The sequence below is a fragment of the Streptomyces sp. JW3 genome, assembly GCF_052216785.1.
Lineage (GTDB): Bacteria > Actinomycetota > Actinomycetes > Streptomycetales > Streptomycetaceae > Streptomyces.
The window spans coordinates 50454-69049 of record NZ_JBQOUX010000033.1 but is presented as its reverse complement, the minus strand read 5'-3'; the positions used below and the strand labels follow the sequence as shown (position 1 = coordinate 69049).

Annotated in this window: 17 protein-coding genes; 8 read left to right on the top strand and 9 right to left on the bottom strand. The window is 68.8% G+C overall.

Features of this window, described 5'->3' with window-relative positions:
* Window positions 1–54: 54 nt before the first annotated feature.
* From ACTT8P_RS16025 to ACTT8P_RS16015, 3 genes are all read right to left on the bottom strand, one after another.
* Complete coding sequence (locus tag ACTT8P_RS16025; RefSeq protein WP_442832306.1) at window positions 55–1317, bottom strand: MFS transporter; 1263 nt, start codon at window positions 1315–1317, stop codon at window positions 55–57.
* 79 nt (window positions 1318–1396) lie between these two features.
* Entirely contained in the window at window positions 1397–2479 is a 1083-nt protein-coding gene (locus tag ACTT8P_RS16020; protein WP_442832305.1) for an inositol-3-phosphate synthase, read from the bottom strand.
* A 44-nt stretch (window positions 2480–2523) separates the two neighbouring features.
* Window positions 2524–3201 carry a helix-turn-helix transcriptional regulator gene (locus ACTT8P_RS16015; RefSeq protein WP_442832304.1) on the bottom strand — a complete coding sequence of 226 codons (678 nt, stop codon included), beginning with the start codon at window positions 3199–3201 and terminating at the stop codon, window positions 2524–2526.
* Window positions 3202–3563: 362 nt separating this feature from the next.
* Here ACTT8P_RS16015 and ACTT8P_RS16010 point away from each other — a divergent pair, with 362 nt between their 5' ends.
* Both ACTT8P_RS16010 and ACTT8P_RS16005 read left to right on the top strand, forming a co-directional pair.
* Window positions 3564–6236: a transglycosylase domain-containing protein gene (locus tag ACTT8P_RS16010; RefSeq protein WP_442832303.1), complete on the top strand. Its 2673-nt coding sequence runs from the start codon at window positions 3564–3566 to the stop codon at window positions 6234–6236.
* A 131-nt stretch (window positions 6237–6367) separates the two neighbouring features.
* On the top strand, window positions 6368–7873 hold the full coding sequence (locus ACTT8P_RS16005; RefSeq protein WP_442832302.1) for a glycosyltransferase family 87 protein: 1506 nt from the start codon (window positions 6368–6370) through the stop codon (window positions 7871–7873).
* A gap of 88 nt (window positions 7874–7961) precedes the next feature.
* On the opposite strand, the gene ACTT8P_RS16000 is transcribed toward ACTT8P_RS16005, so the two are convergent.
* The 3 genes from ACTT8P_RS16000 to ACTT8P_RS15990 form a co-directional block, all read right to left on the bottom strand.
* Window positions 7962–8993, bottom strand: a complete 1032-nt coding sequence (locus tag ACTT8P_RS16000; protein ID WP_361158850.1) for an alanine racemase — start codon at window positions 8991–8993, stop codon at window positions 7962–7964.
* A gap of 62 nt (window positions 8994–9055) precedes the next feature.
* Window positions 9056–10177 (bottom strand): peptidoglycan bridge formation glycyltransferase FemX, encoded by a 1122-nt coding sequence (gene femX / locus ACTT8P_RS15995; RefSeq protein WP_361158853.1) that lies wholly within the window; start codon window positions 10175–10177, stop codon window positions 9056–9058.
* Between the two features lie 165 nt (window positions 10178–10342).
* Entirely contained in the window at window positions 10343–10657 is a 315-nt protein-coding gene (locus ACTT8P_RS15990; protein ID WP_442832301.1) for a hypothetical protein, read from the bottom strand.
* Between the two features lie 231 nt (window positions 10658–10888).
* Between ACTT8P_RS15990 and rpsF the strand changes: the two genes are divergently transcribed.
* The 4 genes from rpsF (at window position 10889) to rplI (ending at window position 12631) form a co-directional block, all read left to right on the top strand.
* Entirely contained in the window at window positions 10889–11179 is a 291-nt protein-coding gene (gene rpsF, locus ACTT8P_RS15985) for a 30S ribosomal protein S6 (RefSeq protein WP_442832300.1), read from the top strand.
* Between the two features lie 75 nt (window positions 11180–11254).
* Entirely contained in the window at window positions 11255–11857 is a 603-nt protein-coding gene (locus tag ACTT8P_RS15980) for a single-stranded DNA-binding protein (protein ID WP_361158858.1), read from the top strand.
* 72 nt (window positions 11858–11929) lie between these two features.
* Window positions 11930–12166: a 30S ribosomal protein S18 gene (gene rpsR / locus ACTT8P_RS15975; protein WP_003949403.1), complete on the top strand. Its 237-nt coding sequence runs from the start codon at window positions 11930–11932 to the stop codon at window positions 12164–12166.
* Between the two features lie 18 nt (window positions 12167–12184).
* Entirely contained in the window at window positions 12185–12631 is a 447-nt protein-coding gene (rplI, locus tag ACTT8P_RS15970; protein ID WP_361158860.1) for a 50S ribosomal protein L9, read from the top strand.
* A 104-nt stretch (window positions 12632–12735) separates the two neighbouring features.
* Here rplI and ACTT8P_RS15965 read toward each other — a convergent pair whose 3' ends face one another.
* Entirely contained in the window at window positions 12736–14073 is a 1338-nt protein-coding gene (locus tag ACTT8P_RS15965; protein WP_442832299.1) for an MATE family efflux transporter, read from the bottom strand.
* Window positions 14074–14532: 459 nt separating this feature from the next.
* Between ACTT8P_RS15965 and dnaB the strand changes: the two genes are divergently transcribed.
* Both dnaB and ACTT8P_RS15955 read left to right on the top strand, forming a co-directional pair.
* Window positions 14533–16011 carry a replicative DNA helicase gene (gene dnaB / locus ACTT8P_RS15960; protein WP_442832298.1) on the top strand — a complete coding sequence of 493 codons (1479 nt, stop codon included), beginning with the start codon at window positions 14533–14535 and terminating at the stop codon, window positions 16009–16011.
* Between the two features lie 68 nt (window positions 16012–16079).
* A complete protein-coding gene (locus ACTT8P_RS15955; RefSeq protein WP_442832297.1) occupies window positions 16080–17465 on the top strand; it encodes a serine hydrolase domain-containing protein in 1386 nt (461 codons plus the stop codon).
* A 13-nt stretch (window positions 17466–17478) separates the two neighbouring features.
* On the opposite strand, the gene ACTT8P_RS15950 is transcribed toward ACTT8P_RS15955, so the two are convergent.
* Both ACTT8P_RS15950 and ACTT8P_RS15945 read right to left on the bottom strand, forming a co-directional pair.
* On the bottom strand, window positions 17479–17931 hold the full coding sequence (locus ACTT8P_RS15950) for a GNAT family N-acetyltransferase (RefSeq protein ID WP_442832296.1): 453 nt from the start codon (window positions 17929–17931) through the stop codon (window positions 17479–17481).
* 85 nt (window positions 17932–18016) lie between these two features.
* A complete protein-coding gene (locus ACTT8P_RS15945; RefSeq protein WP_442832295.1) occupies window positions 18017–18481 on the bottom strand; it encodes a MarR family winged helix-turn-helix transcriptional regulator in 465 nt (154 codons plus the stop codon).
* Between the last annotated feature and the right edge of the window lie 115 nt (window positions 18482–18596).

The following is an 18596-nucleotide window of genomic DNA, read 5'->3' as shown; positions in this document are numbered from 1 at the left end:
GTTTCACGCTGCTGGAGGGGCGGTGTTTCACGTGAAACACCGCCCCTCCCGTCATTACGGGCGGGTGCGCCGGAGCATGGCCGCCGCGACCACCGCATAGACCAGGGCCACCGTCATCACGAGCGGTACCGAGCGGCCGTCCGGTGGCAGCATGAGGGCGGCGACCCCGGCGGCGCCTACGAAGGCGACGTTGAACAGCACGTCGTAGACGGAGAAGATGCGGCCCCGGAAGGCGTCGTCGACCGAGGACTGCACGATGGTGTCGGTCGCGATTTTCGAGCCCTGGGTGATGAGCCCCAGCACGAACGCCGCGGCGATCAGCGGTGCGGTGGCGAACGGGAGGCCGAGCGCGGGCACCAGGACCGCGGCGGCCGCGGCGCACAGAGCCATCCAGCGGCCGGGGCCGAGCCGGCCCGCCGTCCAGGGCGTGAGGACCGCCGCCGCGAAGAAGCCGGCGCCGGAGACGCCCAGCGCCAGTCCCAGCAGGGCGAGCCCCTCGTCCGTACCGGAGGTCAGCGCGTACCGGCACAGCATCAGCAGCATCACCAGCAGGGCGCCGTAGCAGAACCGCATCAGCGTCATGGCGGCCAGCGACCAGGCCGCCTCCCGGCGGGCCGGTGCGGCGAGGTGCCGTACTCCCGCCATCAGGTCGCGTGCGGTGCTGGCGAGAGCGGTGGCCAGCCGGGGCCGTATCAGCGCCCGGTCGGGTCCCAGCAGGTCGGCCGCCATCCGCAGCGAGGCCAGCGCGCCGCACAGATACAGGACGGCTCCCAGCACCACCACTGCGGCGTCGGTGTCGGCGACCACGATGCGGACGACGAAGGCGAGACCGCCGCCGGCCGTCGCCGCCAGGGTGCCGGCGGTCGGGGAGAGCGAGTTGGCGATCACCAGGCGCTCGGCGTCGACCACCCGGGGCAGCGCGGCGGACAGCCCGGCCAGCACGAAGCGGTTGACAGCGGTGACGCACAGGGCCGAGACGTAGAAGAGCCAGTCCGGGACCGAGGCGATCATCAGGAGGGCGGTCACCGAGGCCATCAGGGCGCGCAGCAGATTGCCGAAGAGGAAGACCTGGCGGCGGCGCCAGCGGTCCAGCAGGACGCCGGCGAAGGGACCGACCAGGGAATACGGAAGCAGCAGTACCGCCATCGCGGAGGCGACCGCGGCGGGGGAGGTCTGTTTCTCCGGCGCGAAGACGACGTAGGTGGCGAGCCCGACCTGGTAGACGCCGTCGGCGCCCTGGGAGAGCAGGCGGACGGCGAGCAGGCGCCGGAACCCCTTCAGACGCAGCAGGACGCGGAGGTCACGGACGACGGCCATGGGGCACAGCCTCACATACGGGGAGGGTCCCCGGGCGCACTGCCTCGGGGACCCTCCTCCGTTCGCGGTCGGGAGCGGCTCAGCGCTCGACCTCGCCCGCGATGAACTTCTCGACGTTCTGCCGGGCCTCGTCGTCGAAGTACTGGACCGGCGGGGACTTCATGAAGTAGCTCGACGCCGACAGGATCGGGCCGCCGATGCCGCGGTCCTTGGCGATCTTCGCGGCGCGCAGCGCGTCGATGATCACGCCGGCCGAGTTCGGGGAGTCCCAGACCTCGAGCTTGTACTCCAGGTTCAGCGGGACGTCGCCGAAGGCACGGCCCTCGAGGCGGACGTAGGCCCACTTGCGGTCGTCCAGCCAGGCCACGTAGTCGGACGGTCCGATGTGGACGTTGTCCGCGCCCAGGTCCCGGTCGGGGATCTGGGAGGTGACGGCCTGCGTCTTGGAGATCTTCTTGGACTCCAGGCGCTCGCGCTCGAGCATGTTCTTGAAGTCCATGTTGCCGCCGACGTTCAGCTGCATCGTGCGGTCCAGGACGACGCCCCGGTCCTCGAACAGCTTCGCCATGACGCGGTGCGTGATGGTGGCGCCGACCTGCGACTTGATGTCGTCGCCGACGATCGGCACGCCCGCCTCGGTGAACTTGTCCGCCCACTCCTTGGTGCCGGCGATGAAGACCGGGAGAGCGTTGACGAAGGCGACCTTGGCGTCGATGGCGCACTGGGCGTAGTACTTCGCCGCGGCCTCGGAGCCCACCGGCAGGTAGCAGACCAGGACGTCGACCTGCTTGTCCTTGAGGATCTGGACGATGTCGACCGGCTCCTCGGCGGACTCCTCGATGGTCTGGCGGTAGTACTTGCCGAGACCATCGAGGGTGTGGCCGCGCTGGACCTGCACACCGCTGTTCGGCACGTCGCAGATCTTGATGGTGTTGTTCTCGGAGGCGCCGATGGCGTCCGCGAGGTCCAGGCCGACCTTCTTGGCGTCCACGTCGAAGGCGGCGACGAACTCGATGTCACTGACGTGGTACTCGCCGAACTGGACGTGCATCAGGCCCGGCACCTTGGCCGCCGGGTCGGCGTCCTTGTAGTACTCGACGCCCTGCACCAGCGATGCGGCGCAGTTGCCCACACCGACGATGGCTACGCGAACCGAACCCATTCCGGTTGCTCCCTGTGTGTACGAGTGAGGCCCTGACCGGGCGCTCACGTGGCGGTGTCGTCGGGCGTATCCGGCCGGGGCTGTCCCCCGGACCGGGGCAGGCCGCCCGGCGTTCCATGTGTGGTGTCCTGTTGAGCGGGCCCCTCGGGGCCGGAACCGCGCAGGTCCCGTCCCACCCGCTCACTCTCGATGAGCTCGTTCAGCCAGCGCACCTCGCGCTCCACGGACTCCATGCCGTGGCGCTGGAGCTCCAGCGTGTAGTCGTCCAGACGCTCCCGGGTGCGCGCCAGCGAAGCGCGCATCTTCTCCAGGCGCTCCTCCAGCCGGCTGCGACGCCCTTCCAGTACGCGCATGCGTACGTCACGCGACGTCTGTCCGAAGAAGGCGAAGCGGGCGGCGAAAGTCTCGTCCTCGTACGCGTCGGGACCGGTCTGCGACAGGAGCTGCTCGAAGTGCTCCTTACCTTCGGCCGTCAACCGGTAGACGATCTTGGCTCGGCGTCCTGCCAGAGGGGCGGTGGCCTCGGGGGTGTTCCCCGGTTCCTCTATCAACCAGCCGTTGGTGACCAGCGTCTTGAGGCAGGGGTACAGCGTTCCGTAGCTGAACGCCCGGAACACACCCAGCGATGTGTTGAGCCGTTTGCGCAGCTCATAGCCGTGCATCGGGGACTCGCGGAGCAGCCCGAGGACGGCGAACTCGAGGATGCCGGAACGTCGGCTCATCGTCGCCTCCTCTTCGTCGCCTGGGTCCTTATGCCGAGCTGATGTATCGACTCGATACATCCAGACGATAGAACGGCCGCCCCCGCGCGACAAGAGGGAAACCCGTGAACGGGATCACATCGCTGATTCATGGGAAGCAAGTTGCCTGATTTGAGGTGAACTTCGGAGCTCAGGGGTTTTGCCGGTGCGTAGTCTGTGCGCCATGCAGACCACCGGGAACCGAGTGATGCCCGGGGGCGTCCCTGTCCCCGGAGCAGTACGGGTGAATACGGCAGGGGCCGCATCCGTACTTCGGGGGGACCGGAAACCAGCCGCCGTTGCCAGGCGCGCAATGGTGCGCCTGCCCGAGGAGTAGTCGTTCGATGAGCGAGCACCGTCGCAAACCGCCGCAGCCGCAGGGAGGCGGACGTGCCGCGGCCCGACGCGGCCAGTCCGGTTCGTCCTCCGGCCGCCGCGCGGCACCGCGGGGCGCCACAGAGTCTCCGTCCGGCTCCTATGCGGAGGGAGGTGAGGAACGTGATTTTGCGGGCCGTGCCGAGGCCCGTCGTACGGCGCAGCGCAGCGGTGGCGGCCGTCGCAGAGCGGCCGAACCCGGCCGCGCGGGCCGGCGCGCGGGACCACCCGGGCGCGGCCGGTCGCCGGCACCCGGCAAGAAGCGGATCATCGACTATCCGCGCTTCGACAAGTACGGATGGCGCCGCTGGGTGCCGTCCTGGAAGTTGTTCTCCGGCCTGTGCGTCGGGTTCTTCGGCGCCATGGTCGCCGCGGCGGGCATCGCCTACGCCATGGTGGGCATCCCGGACGAGGCCAAGACCGCCACCGCGCAGAACAACGTCTACTACTGGGCCGACGGCACCCAGATGGTGTCCACCGGTGGTGAGCGCAACCGGCAGATCGTCGACCTCTCGCGGATCCCCAAGGCGATGCAGAACGCCGTGATCTCGCAAGAGAACAAGACCTTCTACGACGACAGCGGCATCGACCCCAAGGGCATCGCGCGCGCCGTCTTCAACATGGCCCGGGGCGGTGACACCCAGGGCGGCTCCACCATCACCCAGCAGTACGTCAAGAACGCCATGCTGGACGACCAGTCGCAGACGATCTCCCGCAAGGTGAAGGAGATCTTCGTCTCGATCAAGGTGGGCAGCCAGCTCGACAAGGACGACATTCTCGCGGGCTATCTCAACTCCGCCTACTACGGCCGCGGCGCCTGGGGCATCCAGGCGGCGTCCCGGGCGTACTTCGACAAGGACTCCGAGAAGCTGAATCCCGGGGAGTGCGCCTTCCTCTCGGCGATGCTGAAGGGCGCGACCTACTACGACCCGGCCGGCTCGACCTCCATCGACTCGTCGGCCACGCCGGAGGCCAACCAGAAGCGGGCCCTGCTTCAGATGCAGGACACCCTCGACAAGATGGTCGAGTACGGGCACCTCGACGCGACCGAGCGCGCGAAGTACACCAAGCTGCCCAAGTGGCAGAACCCGCGGTCGAACACCCAGCTCAGCGGTCAGATCGGCTACCTGGTCGACCTGGCCAAGGCGTCCTTGGTCAAGAACGACGTGGTCACCACCAACCAGCTCGAGCAGGGCGGGTACTCGATCTACACGACCTTCGACAAGAAGAAGGTCACGGAGCTCGAGAAGGCGGTCACCAAGGTCTACAAGGAGAACATCGACCCGAAGAAGCGCCCCGAGACGGACACCGACGTCCAGTTCGGCGGCGCCTCGGTGAATCCCGAGACCGGTGCCATCGAGGCCATCTACGGCGGTGCGGACGCGACCACGCACTTCACCAACAACGCCGATGTGACCGGTGCGCAGGTCGGTTCGACGTTCAAGCCGTTCGTGCTCGCGTCCGCCATGACCTACGGCGTGCGGGACCCGGACCTCGGCGAGGTCCAGTCGGAGGACGAACGCACCGTGGTCTCGCCGAAGAGCCTCTACAGCGGCAAGAACGAGTGGAAGGTCAAGAATTACGACGGGAGCGTCTGGCAGAACGAGAAGGGCGAGGAGTGGCTCCAGACCAACGACGGCAACGCCAACGCCTCCGCAGGTGAGGCACCAGACTTCATGATCGACCTGCGCGAGGCGATGCGGGAGTCGATCAACTCCGCCTTCGTCCAGCTCGGCATGGACGTCGGCCTGGACAAGGTGAAGGACTCCGCGCTCAAGGCCGGCCTGCTGGAGGACAGCCTGGCCGGTACCACGTTCCCCTCGTTCTCCATCGGTATCTCCGACCCGAGCGCGATCCGGATGGCCGGCTCCTACGCCACCTTCGCGACCAGCGGCAAGCAGCGCGACCCCTTCTCCGTGACCAAGGTGACGGACAAGGACGGCACGATCTTCACGCACAAGGTCGAGACCAAGCAGGCGTTCACCGCCAAGGTCGCGGACAACGTCACGGACGTCCTGAAGACCGTCGTGGAGAAGGGCACGGGTACCAACGCCCAGCTAGAGGGCCGCGAGGTGGCGGGCAAGACCGGTACGACCGATGGCAACAAGTCGGCCTGGTTCGTTGGTTACACCCCGCAGCTCTCGACCGCGATCAGCATGTTCCGTTACCCGGACGACGAGACCGTCAAAAACCGTACGTTCCTGGAGATGTACGGGACGGGTGGCGAGAAAGAGATCCACGGCGCCTCGTTCCCGTCCGAGATCTTCAAGGACTACATGGAGGACGCCCTGAAGGGCGAGCCGGTGGTGAAGTTCCCCAAGCCGGAGGAGATCGGTGAGGTCGTCAATGACGAGCCTTCGCCGTCCGCGTCCCCCTCGGTCACGGAGACCGAGGAGGAGGAGTCGGAGAGCCCGTCGGCATCTCCCACGCAGTCGGAGACCCAGGAGGAGACCTCGCCGTCGCCGACCACCAGTGAGACCTGTGGAGCCTGGGACTGGGGCTGTGAGGAAGGGTCGGACGGCGGTACCGAGACAGGCGACGAGGGAGACGGTGACACCAGCGAGTCCCCCACGTCATCCGCGACGGAGTCGGAGGAGACCGGTAACTCACGAGGCAATCAGAACGGCGGCATCTTCGGATGATCGACGGATAGCCGCCGGATCGTCAGACATGGGTGTTTCACGTGAAACACCCGTATGTTTCACGTGAAACAGGGCCGCCGCACCGAGCTGGTGCGGCGGCCCTCGGCGTTCTCCGAGGTACGTACGGCAGGATGTGCCCCATGCCCCGTGCAGAATCGACGCAAGCGAGCGCCCCGTCGGACCCCGTGCGGCCGACTCAGGAGGATCAGGTCGCGGCGGCCGGCAGTGAGCTGATCGGCGGTCCCCTCGGCCGCCGCGCCCTGCTCGGCACGTCCTGGTGGACCCCGGCGCGGGTGATCGCGCTCGTGGCGATCGGCATGTTCGCCCTCGGCCTGGTCCAGAAGGCGCCCTGCTACAACGGCGGCTGGTTCTTCGGCGCCAGCTCGCAGTACACCCACGCCTGCTACTCGGACATCCCGCACCTCTTCACCGGACGCGGGTTCGCGGACGGCCTCGTCCCGTACTTCGACAAGCTCCCCGGTGACATGCAGTACCTGGAGTACCCGGTGCTGACCGGTGTGTTCATGGAGGTGGCCTCCTGGCTCACGCCGGGCAGCGACAGCCTCCAGGACCAGCAGCAGTGGTACTGGCTGGTCAACGCCGGCATGCTAATGATCTGCGCCGTGGTCATCGCGGTCTGCGTGACCCGCACCCACGCGCGCCGTCCCTGGGACGGCCTGCTGATCGCCCTGGCGCCCGCCTTCGCGCTCACCGCGACCATCAACTGGGACCTGCTGGCCGTCGCTCTGACGGCCGCGGCGATGCTGATGTGGTCCCGGGGCCGCTCCCTCGCCTTCGGCATCCTGCTGGGGCTGGCCACGGCCGCCAAGCTCTACCCGTTCCTGATCCTCGGACCGCTGCTCGTGCTGTGCTGGCGGGCGGGCAAGTGGCGGGAGTACGGCACCGCTCTCGCCGGCGCCGCGGGTGCCTGGCTCGTGGTGAACCTGCCGGTGATGCTCTTCGCCTTCGACGGCTGGTCGAAGTTCTACACGTTCAGCCAGGAACGGGGCGTCGACTTCGGGTCCTTCTGGCTGGTCCTGGCGCAGAACTCGGACGACCCGCTCAGCACCGAGACGGTCAACACCCTGGCCATGCTGCTGATGGTGCTGTGCTGCGGCGGCATCGCGGCACTCGCGCTGACCGCGCCGCGCCGGCCGCGTCTCGCCCAGCTCGCCTTCCTGATCATCGCGGCCTTCATCCTCACCAACAAGGTCTACTCACCGCAGTACGTCCTGTGGCTGGTGCCGCTGGCCGTGCTCGCCCGGCCGAAGTGGCGGGACTTCCTGATCTGGCAGGCGTGCGAGGTGGCCTACTTCCTGGGCATCTGGCTGTACCTCGCGTACACGACCAGCGGAGACGCCCACAAGGGGCTGCCGACCGACGGCTACCACTGGGCGATCGGACTGCATCTGCTGGGCACCCTCTACCTCTGCGTGATGGTCGTCCGCGACATCCTCATGCCGGACCGCGACCCGGTGCGCAGGGCCGGCGACGACGATCCCTCCGGCGGGGTGCTCGACGGTGCCCCCGACGTCTTCGCCCTCGCCCGCGCGGCGCGTCCTTCGCGGGACGCGGAGGACCACGAGGGCCCGCACGTGGAGTGGGGCACCGAGCGACGGGACGACGGTTCGCTCTGAGCGAACAGTCGGGTCGCTGGCCCGTCCCCGAACGCAGAAGGCCGTACCCGGCGATCCGGGTACGGCCTTTTCACTGCCGGGCCGGTCCTCAGCGGTCCAGGATCCGGTCGAACTGCGTCGTGGTGTGCCGCAGATGGGCCACCAGCTCGTCCCCGACCTTCGGCTCCGGCGCGTCCGAGGGCACGAACAGGATCGAGACCTGCATGTGCGGCGGCTCGGCGAACCAGCGCTGCTTGTCGCCCCACACGAACGGCGACAGGTTCCGGTTGACCGTGGCCAGACCCGCCCGGGCGACGCCCTTGGCGCGCGGCATCACACCGTGCAGGGCCTTCGGCGCCTCCAGTCCCACGCCGTGCGACGTGCCGCCGGCCACGACCACCAGGAAGCCGTCGGAGGCCGCCTTCTGCTGCCGGTAGCCGAAGCGCTCGCCCTTGACGACCCGGGTGACGTCCAGGACGGCCCCGCGGTACTCGGTGGCGTCGTGGTCCCCCAGCCACAGCCGGGTGCCGATCCGGGCGCGGAAGCGGGTCTGCGGGAACTGCTGCTGCAGCCGGGCCAGTTCCTCGGCCTTGAGGTGGCTGACGAACATGGTGTGCAGCGGCAGCCTGGCCGCGCGCAGCCGGTCCATCCAGCCGATGACCTCCTCGACGGCGTCCGAGCCGTCGGTGCGGTCCAGCGGCAGGTGGATGGCGAAGCCCTCCAGTCGGACATTCTCGATGGCGGCGTGCAGCTGCGGCAGTTCCTGCTCGCTGATGCCGTGCCGCTTCATCGAGGACATCACCTCGATCACCACGCGGGCGCCGACCAGGCCGTAGACCCCGTCGATCGAGGACACCGAGCGGATGACCCGGTCGGGCAGCGGTACGGGCTCCTCGCCGCGCCGGTACGGCGTCAGCACCAGCAGGTCGCCGCCGAAGAAGTCCTTGATCCGGGCGGCCTCGTACGTCGTACCGACGGCCAGCACGTCCGAACCGAGCCGGGTGGCCTCCTCCGCCAGCCGCTCGTGCCCGAAGCCGTAGCCGTTGCCCTTGCAGACCGGGACCAGTCCGGGGAACTGCTCCTGCACGTGCTTGTGATGCGCCCGCCAGCGCGCGGTGTCGACGTAGAGCGTGAGCGCCATGGCCGGACCTGGGACCTTTCTCGTGGCTGCGATGGGGCAGAGAGGGACGGGAGAGCGGGGCGTCAGCGACGCGACATGTAGAGGTCGAGTGCCTTGTGGAGCAGCTTGTTGAGCGGGAAGTCCCACTCGCCGAGGTACTCGCCGGCCTCGCCGCCGGTGCCGACCTTGAACTGGATCAGACCGAAGAGGTGGTCCGTCTCGTCCAGGGAGTCGGAGATGCCGCGCAGGTCGTAGACGGTGGCGCCGAGCGCGTAGGCGTCCCGCAGCATCGTCCACTGCATGGCGTTCGAGGGCCGGACCTCACGCCCGATGTTGTCGGAGGCGCCGTAGGAGTACCAGACGTGCCCGCCGACGACCAGCATCGTCGCCGCCGACAGGTTCACGCCGTTGTGGCGGGCGAAGTACAGCCGCATGCGGTTGGGGTCCTCGCTGTTGAGGGCCGACCACATGCGCTGGAAGTAGGAGAGCGGGCGGGGCCGGAAGTGGTCGCGCACGGCGGTGATCTCGTACAGCCGCTGCCACTCCTCCAGGTCGTGGTAGCCGCCCTGGACCACCTCGACGCCGGCCTTCTCGGCCTTCTTGATGTTGCGGCGCCACAACTGGTTGAAGTTCTTGTGGACCTCTTCCAGGGACCGGTTGGCCAGCGGCACCTGGAAGACGTAGCGGGGCTGGACGTCACCGAAGCCGGCGCCGCCGTCCTCGCCCTGCTGCCAGCCCATCTTGCGCAGCTTGTCGGCCACCTCGAAGGCGCGCGGTTCGATGAAGTCGGCCTCGATGTCCCGCAGGCGCTTGACGTCCGGGTCCTGGATGCCCTTCTTGATGGACGCCGCCTCCCAGCGGCGGATGATCACGGGCGGGCCCATCTTGACCGAAAAGGCGCCCTGGCGCTTGAGGTGCGCCAGCATCGGCTCCATCCACTCCTGCAGATTCGGCGCGAACCAGTTGATGACCGGGCCCTCGGGCAAGTACGCGAGATAGCGCTTGATCTTGGGCAGCTGGCGGTAGAGGACCAGGCCCGCGCCGACCAGCTCGCCGGTCCGATCGTCGAACCAGCCGAGGTTCTCCGAACGCCACTCCGCCTTGACGTCTGCCCATGCCGGGACCTGCATGTGACTCGCCGACGGCAGGCTCTGGATGTACGCCAGATGCTGCTCGCGACTGATGGTCCTCAGGGTCAGGCTCATTCGGGGCGCTCCTCGGGCTGGTGTGTCCCCATGGGTACAGGGGCTCCGGCTCTCGCGCGAAGCCTACTGCGCCCGCGGGACGCCCCGACTGGGCCCACGGCACCTTCGCTCCGGCCCGGCCGGGACCGGAGCGTCACCCGCCGTTCGCCCGGGGTGTTCCCGGTGTCAGTCGATGACCCCGCCGAACAGGCCGCCGTGCGCCATGCCCAGGAGGAGGCCGACGCCCGCGGCGCCCATGCCCACGATCAGACCGAAGCGTTCCCGGGTGGTGACCGAGATCCACTGGCCGTAGGCGCCGGTGAGGAGGCCGATCAGGCCCGCCCAGGAGCTGAGCAGATGCAGATGGTGGAAGAAGCCGGTGATGAAGGCCAGGACGCCCAGCACCAGGGTCACGGCCATGAGGGCGTCCTGGAGCGGGTGGGGCCTGCCGTCCGTGGCGAAGAGGCCTCCGGCGGTGTCGGTTCGCATTACCTGTGCCATGGGCACCTCCTGCGAGAAGCGGCGCATCGTAGCGCCTTGCACACCCTTTGTGTACAGATTGTCTGCCTCTGCGGCCGGATTTCAACCGGAAGCCGGTGTGCGGGTACTGTGTACCGTCTGCACCGGTGTCTGCTCAGCGTCTTTTTCCTGACAGGTACCGAGGCGAACGCATCACAACCCTCCTGCCACGGAACGACCGTGGCCGCTGAGTCCAAAGGAGGTGGGTTCCACATGCGTCACTACGAGGTGATGGTCATCCTCGACCCCGAGGTCGAGGAGCGCGCTGTCTCTCCGCTGATCGAGAACTTCCTGTCTGTCGTCCGTGACGGCGGCGGGAAGGTCGAGAAGGTCGACACCTGGGGCCGTCGTCGTCTCTCGTACGAGATCAAGAAGAAGCCCGAGGGCATCTACTCGGTCATCGACCTGCAGGCCGAGCCTGCGGTCGTCAAGGAGCTCGACCGCCAGATGAACCTGAACGAGTCGGTCCTCCGGACCAAGGTCCTCCGTCCCGAGACCCACTGAGCCTCCCGCTCAGCCGGTCCGGGATTCGAGTAGCAGCACAAGCAGCCAGCAGCAAACCCGCCGAGAGGTTCCCCCATGGCAGGCGAGACCGTCATCACGGTCGTCGGCAATCTTGTCGACGACCCCGAGCTGCGCTTCACCCCCTCCGGTGCGGCCGTCGCGAAGTTCCGTGTCGCGTCTACTCCCCGCACCTTCGACCGTCAGACCAATGAGTGGAAGGACGGCGAGAGCCTCTTCCTCACCTGCTCGGTCTGGCGCCAGGCGGCGGAGAACGTCGCGGAGTCGCTTCAGCGAGGCATGCGCGTCATCGTGCAGGGCCGGCTGAAGCAGCGGTCCTACGAGGACCGTGAGGGCGTCAAGCGCACGGTCTACGAGCTGGACGTCGACGAGGTCGGCGCCAGCCTGCGCAGTGCCACGGCCAAGGTCACCAAGACCTCGGGCCAGGGCCGCGGCGGCCAGGGCGGTTACGGCGGCGGTGGCGGCGGCGCCCAGGGTGGCGGCGGCTGGGGCGGCGGCCCCGGCGGCGGTCAGCAGGGCGGCGGCGCTCCGGCCGACGACCCGTGGGCGACCGGCGCTCCCGCCGGTGGCCAGCAGGGCGGTGGCGGTGGCGGCGGCTGGGGTGGAAACTCCGGCGGCGGCGGTGCCGGCGGCGGCTACTCGGACGAGCCCCCCTTCTAGGGCGCCCCTTCCAGGGACGTCCTCCAGGGACGGGTTCGTACCCACACTTCTTGATCACACAGGAGAATCACCATGGCGAAGCCGCCTGTGCGCAAGCCGAAGAAGAAGGTCTGCGCTTTCTGCAAGGACAAGGTCACGTACGTGGACTACAAGGACACGAACATGCTGCGGAAGTTCATTTCCGACCGCGGCAAGATCCGTGCCCGCCGCGTGACCGGCAACTGCACCCAGCACCAGCGTGACGTCGCCACGGCCGTGAAGAACAGCCGTGAGATGGCGCTGCTGCCCTACACCTCCACCGCGCGATAAGGGAAGGGTGACCGACACATGAAGATCATCCTCACCCACGAGGTCTCCGGCCTCGGTGCCGCGGGCGACGTCGTCGACGTCAAGGACGGTTACGCCCGTAACTACCTGATCCCGCGGAAGTTCGCGATCCGCTGGACCAAGGGCGGCGAGAAGGACGTCGAGCAGATCCGTCGTGCTCGCAAGATCCACGAGATCCAGACCATCGAGCAGGCCAACCAGGTGAAGGCCCAGCTCGAGGGCGTCAAGGTCCGCCTGGCAGTCCGTGCCGGCGACGCCGGTCGGCTCTTCGGTTCCGTCACCCAGGCCGACATCGCTTCGGCGATCAAGGCTGCCGGTGGCCCCGAGGTCGACAAGCGCCGCATCGAGGTCGGCTCGCCGATCAAGACGCTGGGCGCCCACGCGACGTCCGTGCGTCTGCACCCCGAGGTCGACGCCAAGGTCAACCTCGAGGTGGTCGCGGCCTGAGTGCCGTACCCGCTTGAGCGGTAAGTGAGGGGGCCGCGTCCTTCGGGACGCGGCCCCCTCCTCGTGTACGTAAGACGGCACAGCGGGTGTTTCACGTGAAACGGTCAGCGGGTGGCGCCTGTCACGACCCAGCGGCCGGAGCGGGTCCGTAGCCACAGGGTGATCAGGCGGACGGTCATCATCAGCGACATGGCCGCCCACAGGGCGGTGAGCCCTCCGCCGAAGACTGGGACGAGCAGCGCCACCGGGGTGAAGACCGCCAGGGTGACCAGCATCGCCCAGGCCAGGTACGGGCCGTCGCCCGCACCCATCAGGACTCCGTCCAGGACGAAGACGATGCCGCAGATCGGCTGGGACAGGGCCACGACCGCCAGCGCGGGCAGGGCCGCGTCCTTGACCGAGGAGTCACCGGTGAACAGGAGCAGGAAGGCCGGCCGGGTGACCAGGACCAGCACCCCGAGGACTGTCCCGACCGCGATGCCCCACTGCACCATGCGGCGGCAGACGTCCCGGGCCCCCTGTCCGTCACCGGCTCCCAGATAGCGGCCGATGATGGCCTGGCCGGCGATGGCGATCGCGTCGAGAGCGAAGGCCAGCAAACTCCACAGGGACAGGATGATCTGGTGCGCCGCGATGTCGGCGTCGCCGAGGCGGGCCGCGACCGCCGTGGTGATCATCAGGATCGCCCGCAGGGAGAGCGTACGGACCAGCAGCGGTACGCCCGCCTGGGCGGAGGCCCTGATCCCGGCGAGGTCCGGTCGCAGCGAGGCGCCGTGTTTGCGCGCTCCACGGACCACGACGACGAGATAGACGGCGGCCATGCCGCACTGGGCGATGACCGTGCCCCAGGCCGAACCCGCGATGCCGAGGTCGGCGCCGTAGACCAGCCCGGCGTTGAGGGCGGCGTTCGCGACGAAGCCGCCGACGGCGACGTACAGGGGGGTGCGGGTGTTCTGTAGGCCGCGCAGGACACCGGTCGCGGCGAGCACCACGAGCATGGCGGGGATGCCGAGCGAGGAGATGCGCAGGTAGGTGGTGGCGTAGGGGGCCGCGGTGTCGGAGGCGCCGAAGAGCTCCACGAGGAACGGTGCCGTGGGCAGGACGACGGCGATGACGGCCGCGCCCAGGAGCAGGGCGAGCCAGATGCCGTCCATGCCCTGCCGGATGGCGGACGGGAGGTCGTCCGCGCCGACGCGGCGGGAGACGGCCGCGGTGGTGGCGTACGCGAGGAAGACGAAGACGCTGACGGCGGTGGTCAGGAGGGCCGAGGCGACGCCGAGGCCGGCGAGTTGCGCGGTGCCGAGATGGCCGACGATCGCACTGTCGGCCAGGACGAAGAGCGGCTCGGCGACGAGCGCGCCGAAGGCCGGTACGGCCAGCGCGATGATCTCTCGGTCGTGCCGGGCCCGGCTGGGGCGGGAGCGCGCGGGGGCCTGTGTCATGAGCACCAATCTAATCTTCCACAGGTAAGAGATGCAAAGCATTAGGGACCCTTACTTGCTCTCCCGAGGTGTGGATATCCGGGCGCGGTCCCCAATGATCTTGGTCCGACCGGGCAAGTTTTTCTTCTGCACAGCCGGTGGACGGTGAAATCGCTGGTCACGGCCTGAGTGTGGGGGGTGGCGAGGGCTTGTTCACAGGGCTGTCCACCGGGTCGTGCACAGGTTTCACGGAGTTCTCCACAGCATCTGGCCCGTCGTCCACATGGCCTGTGGATAACCAGATTGGCTGACGGTGCGGAGGGGCCTACGGTGGTCCGGCGCCCGCTCCGTCCACCGGCTCGCGAAACGGCATAAATCCGTCGCGCCGGAAGCGGAGTTGGGCCTCTTATTTGTCAGTGCCGTGCCGTAGAAATGAGGGGCACGGTGAGGTCCGCACCGCGGACGGGAGGAGGTGGCTCGGTGAGTATTTCCGAGCCCTTGGACGAGCCGTGGGCCGACAGCGGCCCAAGCGATCGTCTGCCCGCTTCCCGCCGCCGCGGTGACGGGGCGCGCGGCCGGGACGATCAGCACGAGCGCGGCCGGGACGGCGGTGTCTGGGAGGGCGCGGGCCCGGCGTTCGAGCGGGTGCCCCCGCAGGACCTGGAGGCCGAGCAGTCGGTGCTGGGCGGCATGCTGCTGTCCAAGGACGCCATCGCCGACGTGGTGGAGATCCTCAAGGGCCACGACTTCTACAAGCCCGCCCACGAGACCATCTACCAGGCGATCCTCGACGTCTACGCCAAGGGTGAGCCGGCCGACCCCATCACGATCTCCGCCGAGCTGACCAAGCGCGGCGAGATCAACAAGGTGGGCGGGGCGTCGTATCTGCACACCCTGGTCCAGACCGTGCCGACGGCCGCGAACGCGCCGCACTACGCCGAGATCGTCCATGAGCGCGCGGTCCTGCGCCGTCTGGTCGAGGCCGGCACGCGGATCACCCAGATGGGATACGCGGCCGACGACGACGTCGACGAGATCGTCAACCGGGCGCAGGCGGAGATCTACGCGGTCACCGAGCAGCGCACCAGCGAGGACTATCTGCCGCTCGGCGACATCATGGAGGGGGCGCTCGACGAGATCGAGGCGATCGGCTCGCGCAGCGGTGAGATGACCGGCGTGCCCACCGGGTTCACGGACTTCGACTCGCTGACCAACGGGCTGCATCCGGGGCAGATGATCGTCATCGCGGCCCGTCCCGCGATGGGCAAGTCGACGCTCGCGCTGGACTTCGCGCGGGCCGCGTCGATCAAGCACAACCTGCCCAGTGTCGTCTTCTCGTTGGAGATGGGACGCAACGAGATCGCGATGCGGTTGCTGTCCGCCGAGGCCCGGGTCGCCCTGCACCACATGCGGTCGGGCACGATGACCGACGACGACTGGACGCGGCTGGCCCGCCGGATGCCGGACGTCTCGGCCGCGCCGCTGTACATCGACGACTCCCCGAACCTGTCGATGATGGAGATCCGCGCCAAGTGCCGCCGCCTCAAGCAGCGCAACGACCTGAAGCTGGTCGTCATCGACTACCTCCAGCTGATGCAGTCCGGTGGCTCCAAGCGGGCCGAGTCCCGTCAGCAGGAGGTTTCGGACATGTCCCGTAACCTCAAGCTGCTGGCCAAGGAGCTGGAGATCCCGGTCATCGCGCTCTCGCAGCTCAACCGTGGCCCCGAGCAGCGCACCGACAAGAAGCCGATGGTCTCCGACCTGCGTGAGTCCGGTTCCATCGAGCAGGACGCCGACATGGTCATCCTGCTGCACCGCGAGGACGCCTACGAGAAGGAGTCCCCGCGCGCGGGCGAGGCCGACCTGATCGTCGCCAAGCACCGAAACGGCCCGACCGCGACGATCACGGTCGCCTTCCAGGGGCACTACTCACGCTTCGTGGACATGGCGCAGACCTGATCCGGGGCGGGGCACCCCGGGAATGAATGTGTTCGACGCGGGGAGCCCGGGCGGGGTGCACTGGTGACATGACGTCACCTCATGAAGAACTGCTGCCCGCCACCCGTCGTGCGCTGCTGCACCGGATCGCCGTGGCCCAGTCCGCGGGGCGTGCGCCGTCGTTGACCGCCGCGGTCGTCCGGGGCGGGCGGGCCGTCTGGCACGGTGCGCGGACCTCGGTGGACGAGCACGGCCCGGACGCGGATGTGCAGTACCGGATCGGGTCGATCACCAAGACCTTCACGGCCGTGCTCGTGCTGCGCCTGCGGGACGAGGGTCTGCTGGACCTGGGCGACGTGCTGGAGAAGCATCTGCCGGGCACCGGGGCGGGGGAGGCCACGATCGCCGGGCTGCTCGCGCACACCGGGGGCCTGGCGGCCGAGTCGCCGGCGCCGTGGTGGGAGCGGACCCCCGGTTCGCTGCGTCCCGAACTCGCCGATGTGCTGGGCGAGCGGCCCCTCCTGCACCCGGTGGGACGTCGGCACCACTACTCGAACCCCGGGTACACCCTGCTCGGCGCACTGGTCGAGGAGGTGCGCGGGGCGCCGTGGGAGGACGTCCTGCGACGGGAGGTGCTGGAACCGCTGGGGCTGACACGTACGAGTACGCGTCCCCGGCCGCCGTACGCGGGCGGCTGGGCGGTGCATCCGTGGGCGGATGTGCTGCTGCCCGAGCCGGCCGAGGATCTCGGGCGGATGGCGCCGGCCGGCCAGCTCTGGTCCACGGCCGGGGACCTGGCGCGGTTCGCCGCGTTCCTGGCGCACGGGGACGACAAGGTGTTGAGCGCGCAGAGCGTGCGCGAGATGCGGGCACCCGCGGCACCCGCCGAGGCGGCGGATGTCGTGGACGGTGCGACGTACGGCCTCGGGCTTCAGATTCAGCACCGGGACGGACGGCTGCTGGTGGGGCACTCCGGTTCCCTGCCGGGATTCCTGGCCAACCTCACCATCGCGGTCGAGGACGATGTCGCGGCGGTGGTCCTGGCCAACTGCACCTCCGGCCCGCGGCTCTCCGCGGTCGGTGCCGATCTGGTCTGTATCGTCGCGGAGGCCGAGCCGCGGATTCCCGAACCGTGGCGGCCGCTGCCGGACGTCGACGCGTCCGTGCTGGAGTTGGCCGGGCCGTGGTACTGGGGGACGAACGCCTTCGTGCTGCGGCTCATCGCCGAAGGAGGTGTTTCCCTGGAGCCGTTGGCGGGTGGCGGGCGGCGTTCACGGTTCCGGTCGAACGGCGACGGCACCTGGCGCGGCCTGGAGGGCTACTACGCCGGCGAGCTGCTGCGGGCCGTGCGGCGCCCGGACGGCAGCGTGAGCCATCTGGACCTGGGGTCGTTCGTCTTCACCCGGCAGCCGTACGAGCAGGACGCTCCGGTGCCGGGCGGGGTGGACCCGGAGGGCTGGCGGGGGATCGGCTGAGGTCTTGGCCGGGTCAGAGCTGGAGCTTGAAGCCCACGTGCGATGCCGCGAAGCCGAGCCGCTGGTAGAAGCGGTGGGCATCGGTACGACTGGCGTCGGAGGTCAGCTGCACCATGCCGCAGCCGAGGCGCCGGGACTCGTCGATCGCCCACTCGATGAGCCGGGTGCCCAGGCCGCTGCCGCGCTCGTCGGCGTGGATGCGCACGGCCTCGATGATCGACCGGGTCGCACCGCGCCGGGACAGACCGGGAATGACGGTCAACTGGAGCGTGCCCACCACCCTGCTCTGACGGACGGCGGCGACGAGCTGCTGGTTCGGGTCGGTGCGAAGCTGCTCGAAAGCGGCCAGGTACGGAGTCAGGTCGTCGGGTGACTCCCGCTGGGCACCCAGCGGGTCGTCGGCCAGCATCGCCACGATCGCCGTGAGGTCCTCCTCGACGGCCGGCCGTATCTCAAGATCTGTCATGATCCGCACCTTACGCGGGGACCTTACGCGGGGACCTTACGCAGGGACCTTACGCAGGGAGTGGAGTGCGGGCGGCTGAACGGGCTCAGGCGGGGACCGGTGACTTCAGTGTCTCGATGACCCGGACCAGCGGAGCGATGTCGGGGTTCTGCGCCGCCTCGTCGAGGGCTTCGCGCAGCGCGGTCCGGTTGGTGGGCCGGGCCTCCTCCAGCAGCTTCAGACCGTCCTCGGTGACGTTGGTGTAGATGCCGCGTCGGTCGGTGGGGCAGAGGTAGCGCTCCAGCAGACCGCGGTCCTCGAGCCGGGTCACCAGGCGGGTGGTGGCGCTCTGGCTGAGTACCACCGCGTCGGCGACCTGCTTCATCTGGAGATGCCCTCCGTCGCCGTCGTGCTGCCGGCTGAGTACGTCGAGCAGGGAGTACTCGCGCACGCTGAGTCCGTGGCCGGCCTGCAGGGCGCGTTCGATGTGGGTCTCGATCCTCCCGTGGAGCAGGGAGAGAGCGCACCAGCCCTGGGCGAGGGCGGTGAGCGCGGGGTCTGTCGCTGTCATGGCGTTTCCTCCGTCCCGGAGCGGCTGAGACAAGGGTAGACCAGAAATGCAATAGCCTGCTTTTGCAGTTATCCCGCGTGTGCAATTATTGTGGACGCGTCCAACGTGCTCCTGC

What these genes read in the sequence shown, in the direction of transcription:
- femX (WP_361158853.1), bottom strand. Translation starts at nt 10,177, where the DNA reads ATGAGCCTGACCCTGAGGACCATCAGTCGCGAGCAGCATCTGGCGTAC.
- ACTT8P_RS16005 (WP_442832302.1), top strand. Translation starts at nt 6,368, where the DNA reads ATGTGCCCCATGCCCCGTGCAGAATCGACGCAAGCGAGCGCCCCGTCG.
- ACTT8P_RS15945 (WP_442832295.1), bottom strand. Translation starts at nt 18,481, where the DNA reads ATGACAGCGACAGACCCCGCGCTCACCGCCCTCGCCCAGGGCTGGTGC.
- ACTT8P_RS16010 (WP_442832303.1), top strand. Translation starts at nt 3,564, where the DNA reads ATGAGCGAGCACCGTCGCAAACCGCCGCAGCCGCAGGGAGGCGGACGT.
- ACTT8P_RS16020 (WP_442832305.1), bottom strand. Translation starts at nt 2,479, where the DNA reads ATGGGTTCGGTTCGCGTAGCCATCGTCGGTGTGGGCAACTGCGCCGCA.
- ACTT8P_RS15950 (WP_442832296.1), bottom strand. Translation starts at nt 17,931, where the DNA reads ATGACAGATCTTGAGATACGGCCGGCCGTCGAGGAGGACCTCACGGCG.
- rplI (WP_361158860.1), top strand. Translation starts at nt 12,185, where the DNA reads ATGAAGATCATCCTCACCCACGAGGTCTCCGGCCTCGGTGCCGCGGGC.
- ACTT8P_RS15980 (WP_361158858.1), top strand. Translation starts at nt 11,255, where the DNA reads ATGGCAGGCGAGACCGTCATCACGGTCGTCGGCAATCTTGTCGACGAC.
- rpsR (WP_003949403.1), top strand. Translation starts at nt 11,930, where the DNA reads ATGGCGAAGCCGCCTGTGCGCAAGCCGAAGAAGAAGGTCTGCGCTTTC.
- ACTT8P_RS15965 (WP_442832299.1), bottom strand. Translation starts at nt 14,073, where the DNA reads ATGACACAGGCCCCCGCGCGCTCCCGCCCCAGCCGGGCCCGGCACGAC.
- ACTT8P_RS16015 (WP_442832304.1), bottom strand. Translation starts at nt 3,201, where the DNA reads ATGAGCCGACGTTCCGGCATCCTCGAGTTCGCCGTCCTCGGGCTGCTC.
- ACTT8P_RS15955 (WP_442832297.1), top strand. Translation starts at nt 16,080, where the DNA reads ATGACGTCACCTCATGAAGAACTGCTGCCCGCCACCCGTCGTGCGCTG.
- ACTT8P_RS16000 (WP_361158850.1), bottom strand. Translation starts at nt 8,993, where the DNA reads ATGGCGCTCACGCTCTACGTCGACACCGCGCGCTGGCGGGCGCATCAC.
- ACTT8P_RS16025 (WP_442832306.1), bottom strand. Translation starts at nt 1,317, where the DNA reads ATGGCCGTCGTCCGTGACCTCCGCGTCCTGCTGCGTCTGAAGGGGTTC.
- rpsF (WP_442832300.1), top strand. Translation starts at nt 10,889, where the DNA reads ATGCGTCACTACGAGGTGATGGTCATCCTCGACCCCGAGGTCGAGGAG.
- ACTT8P_RS15990 (WP_442832301.1), bottom strand. Translation starts at nt 10,657, where the DNA reads ATGGCACAGGTAATGCGAACCGACACCGCCGGAGGCCTCTTCGCCACG.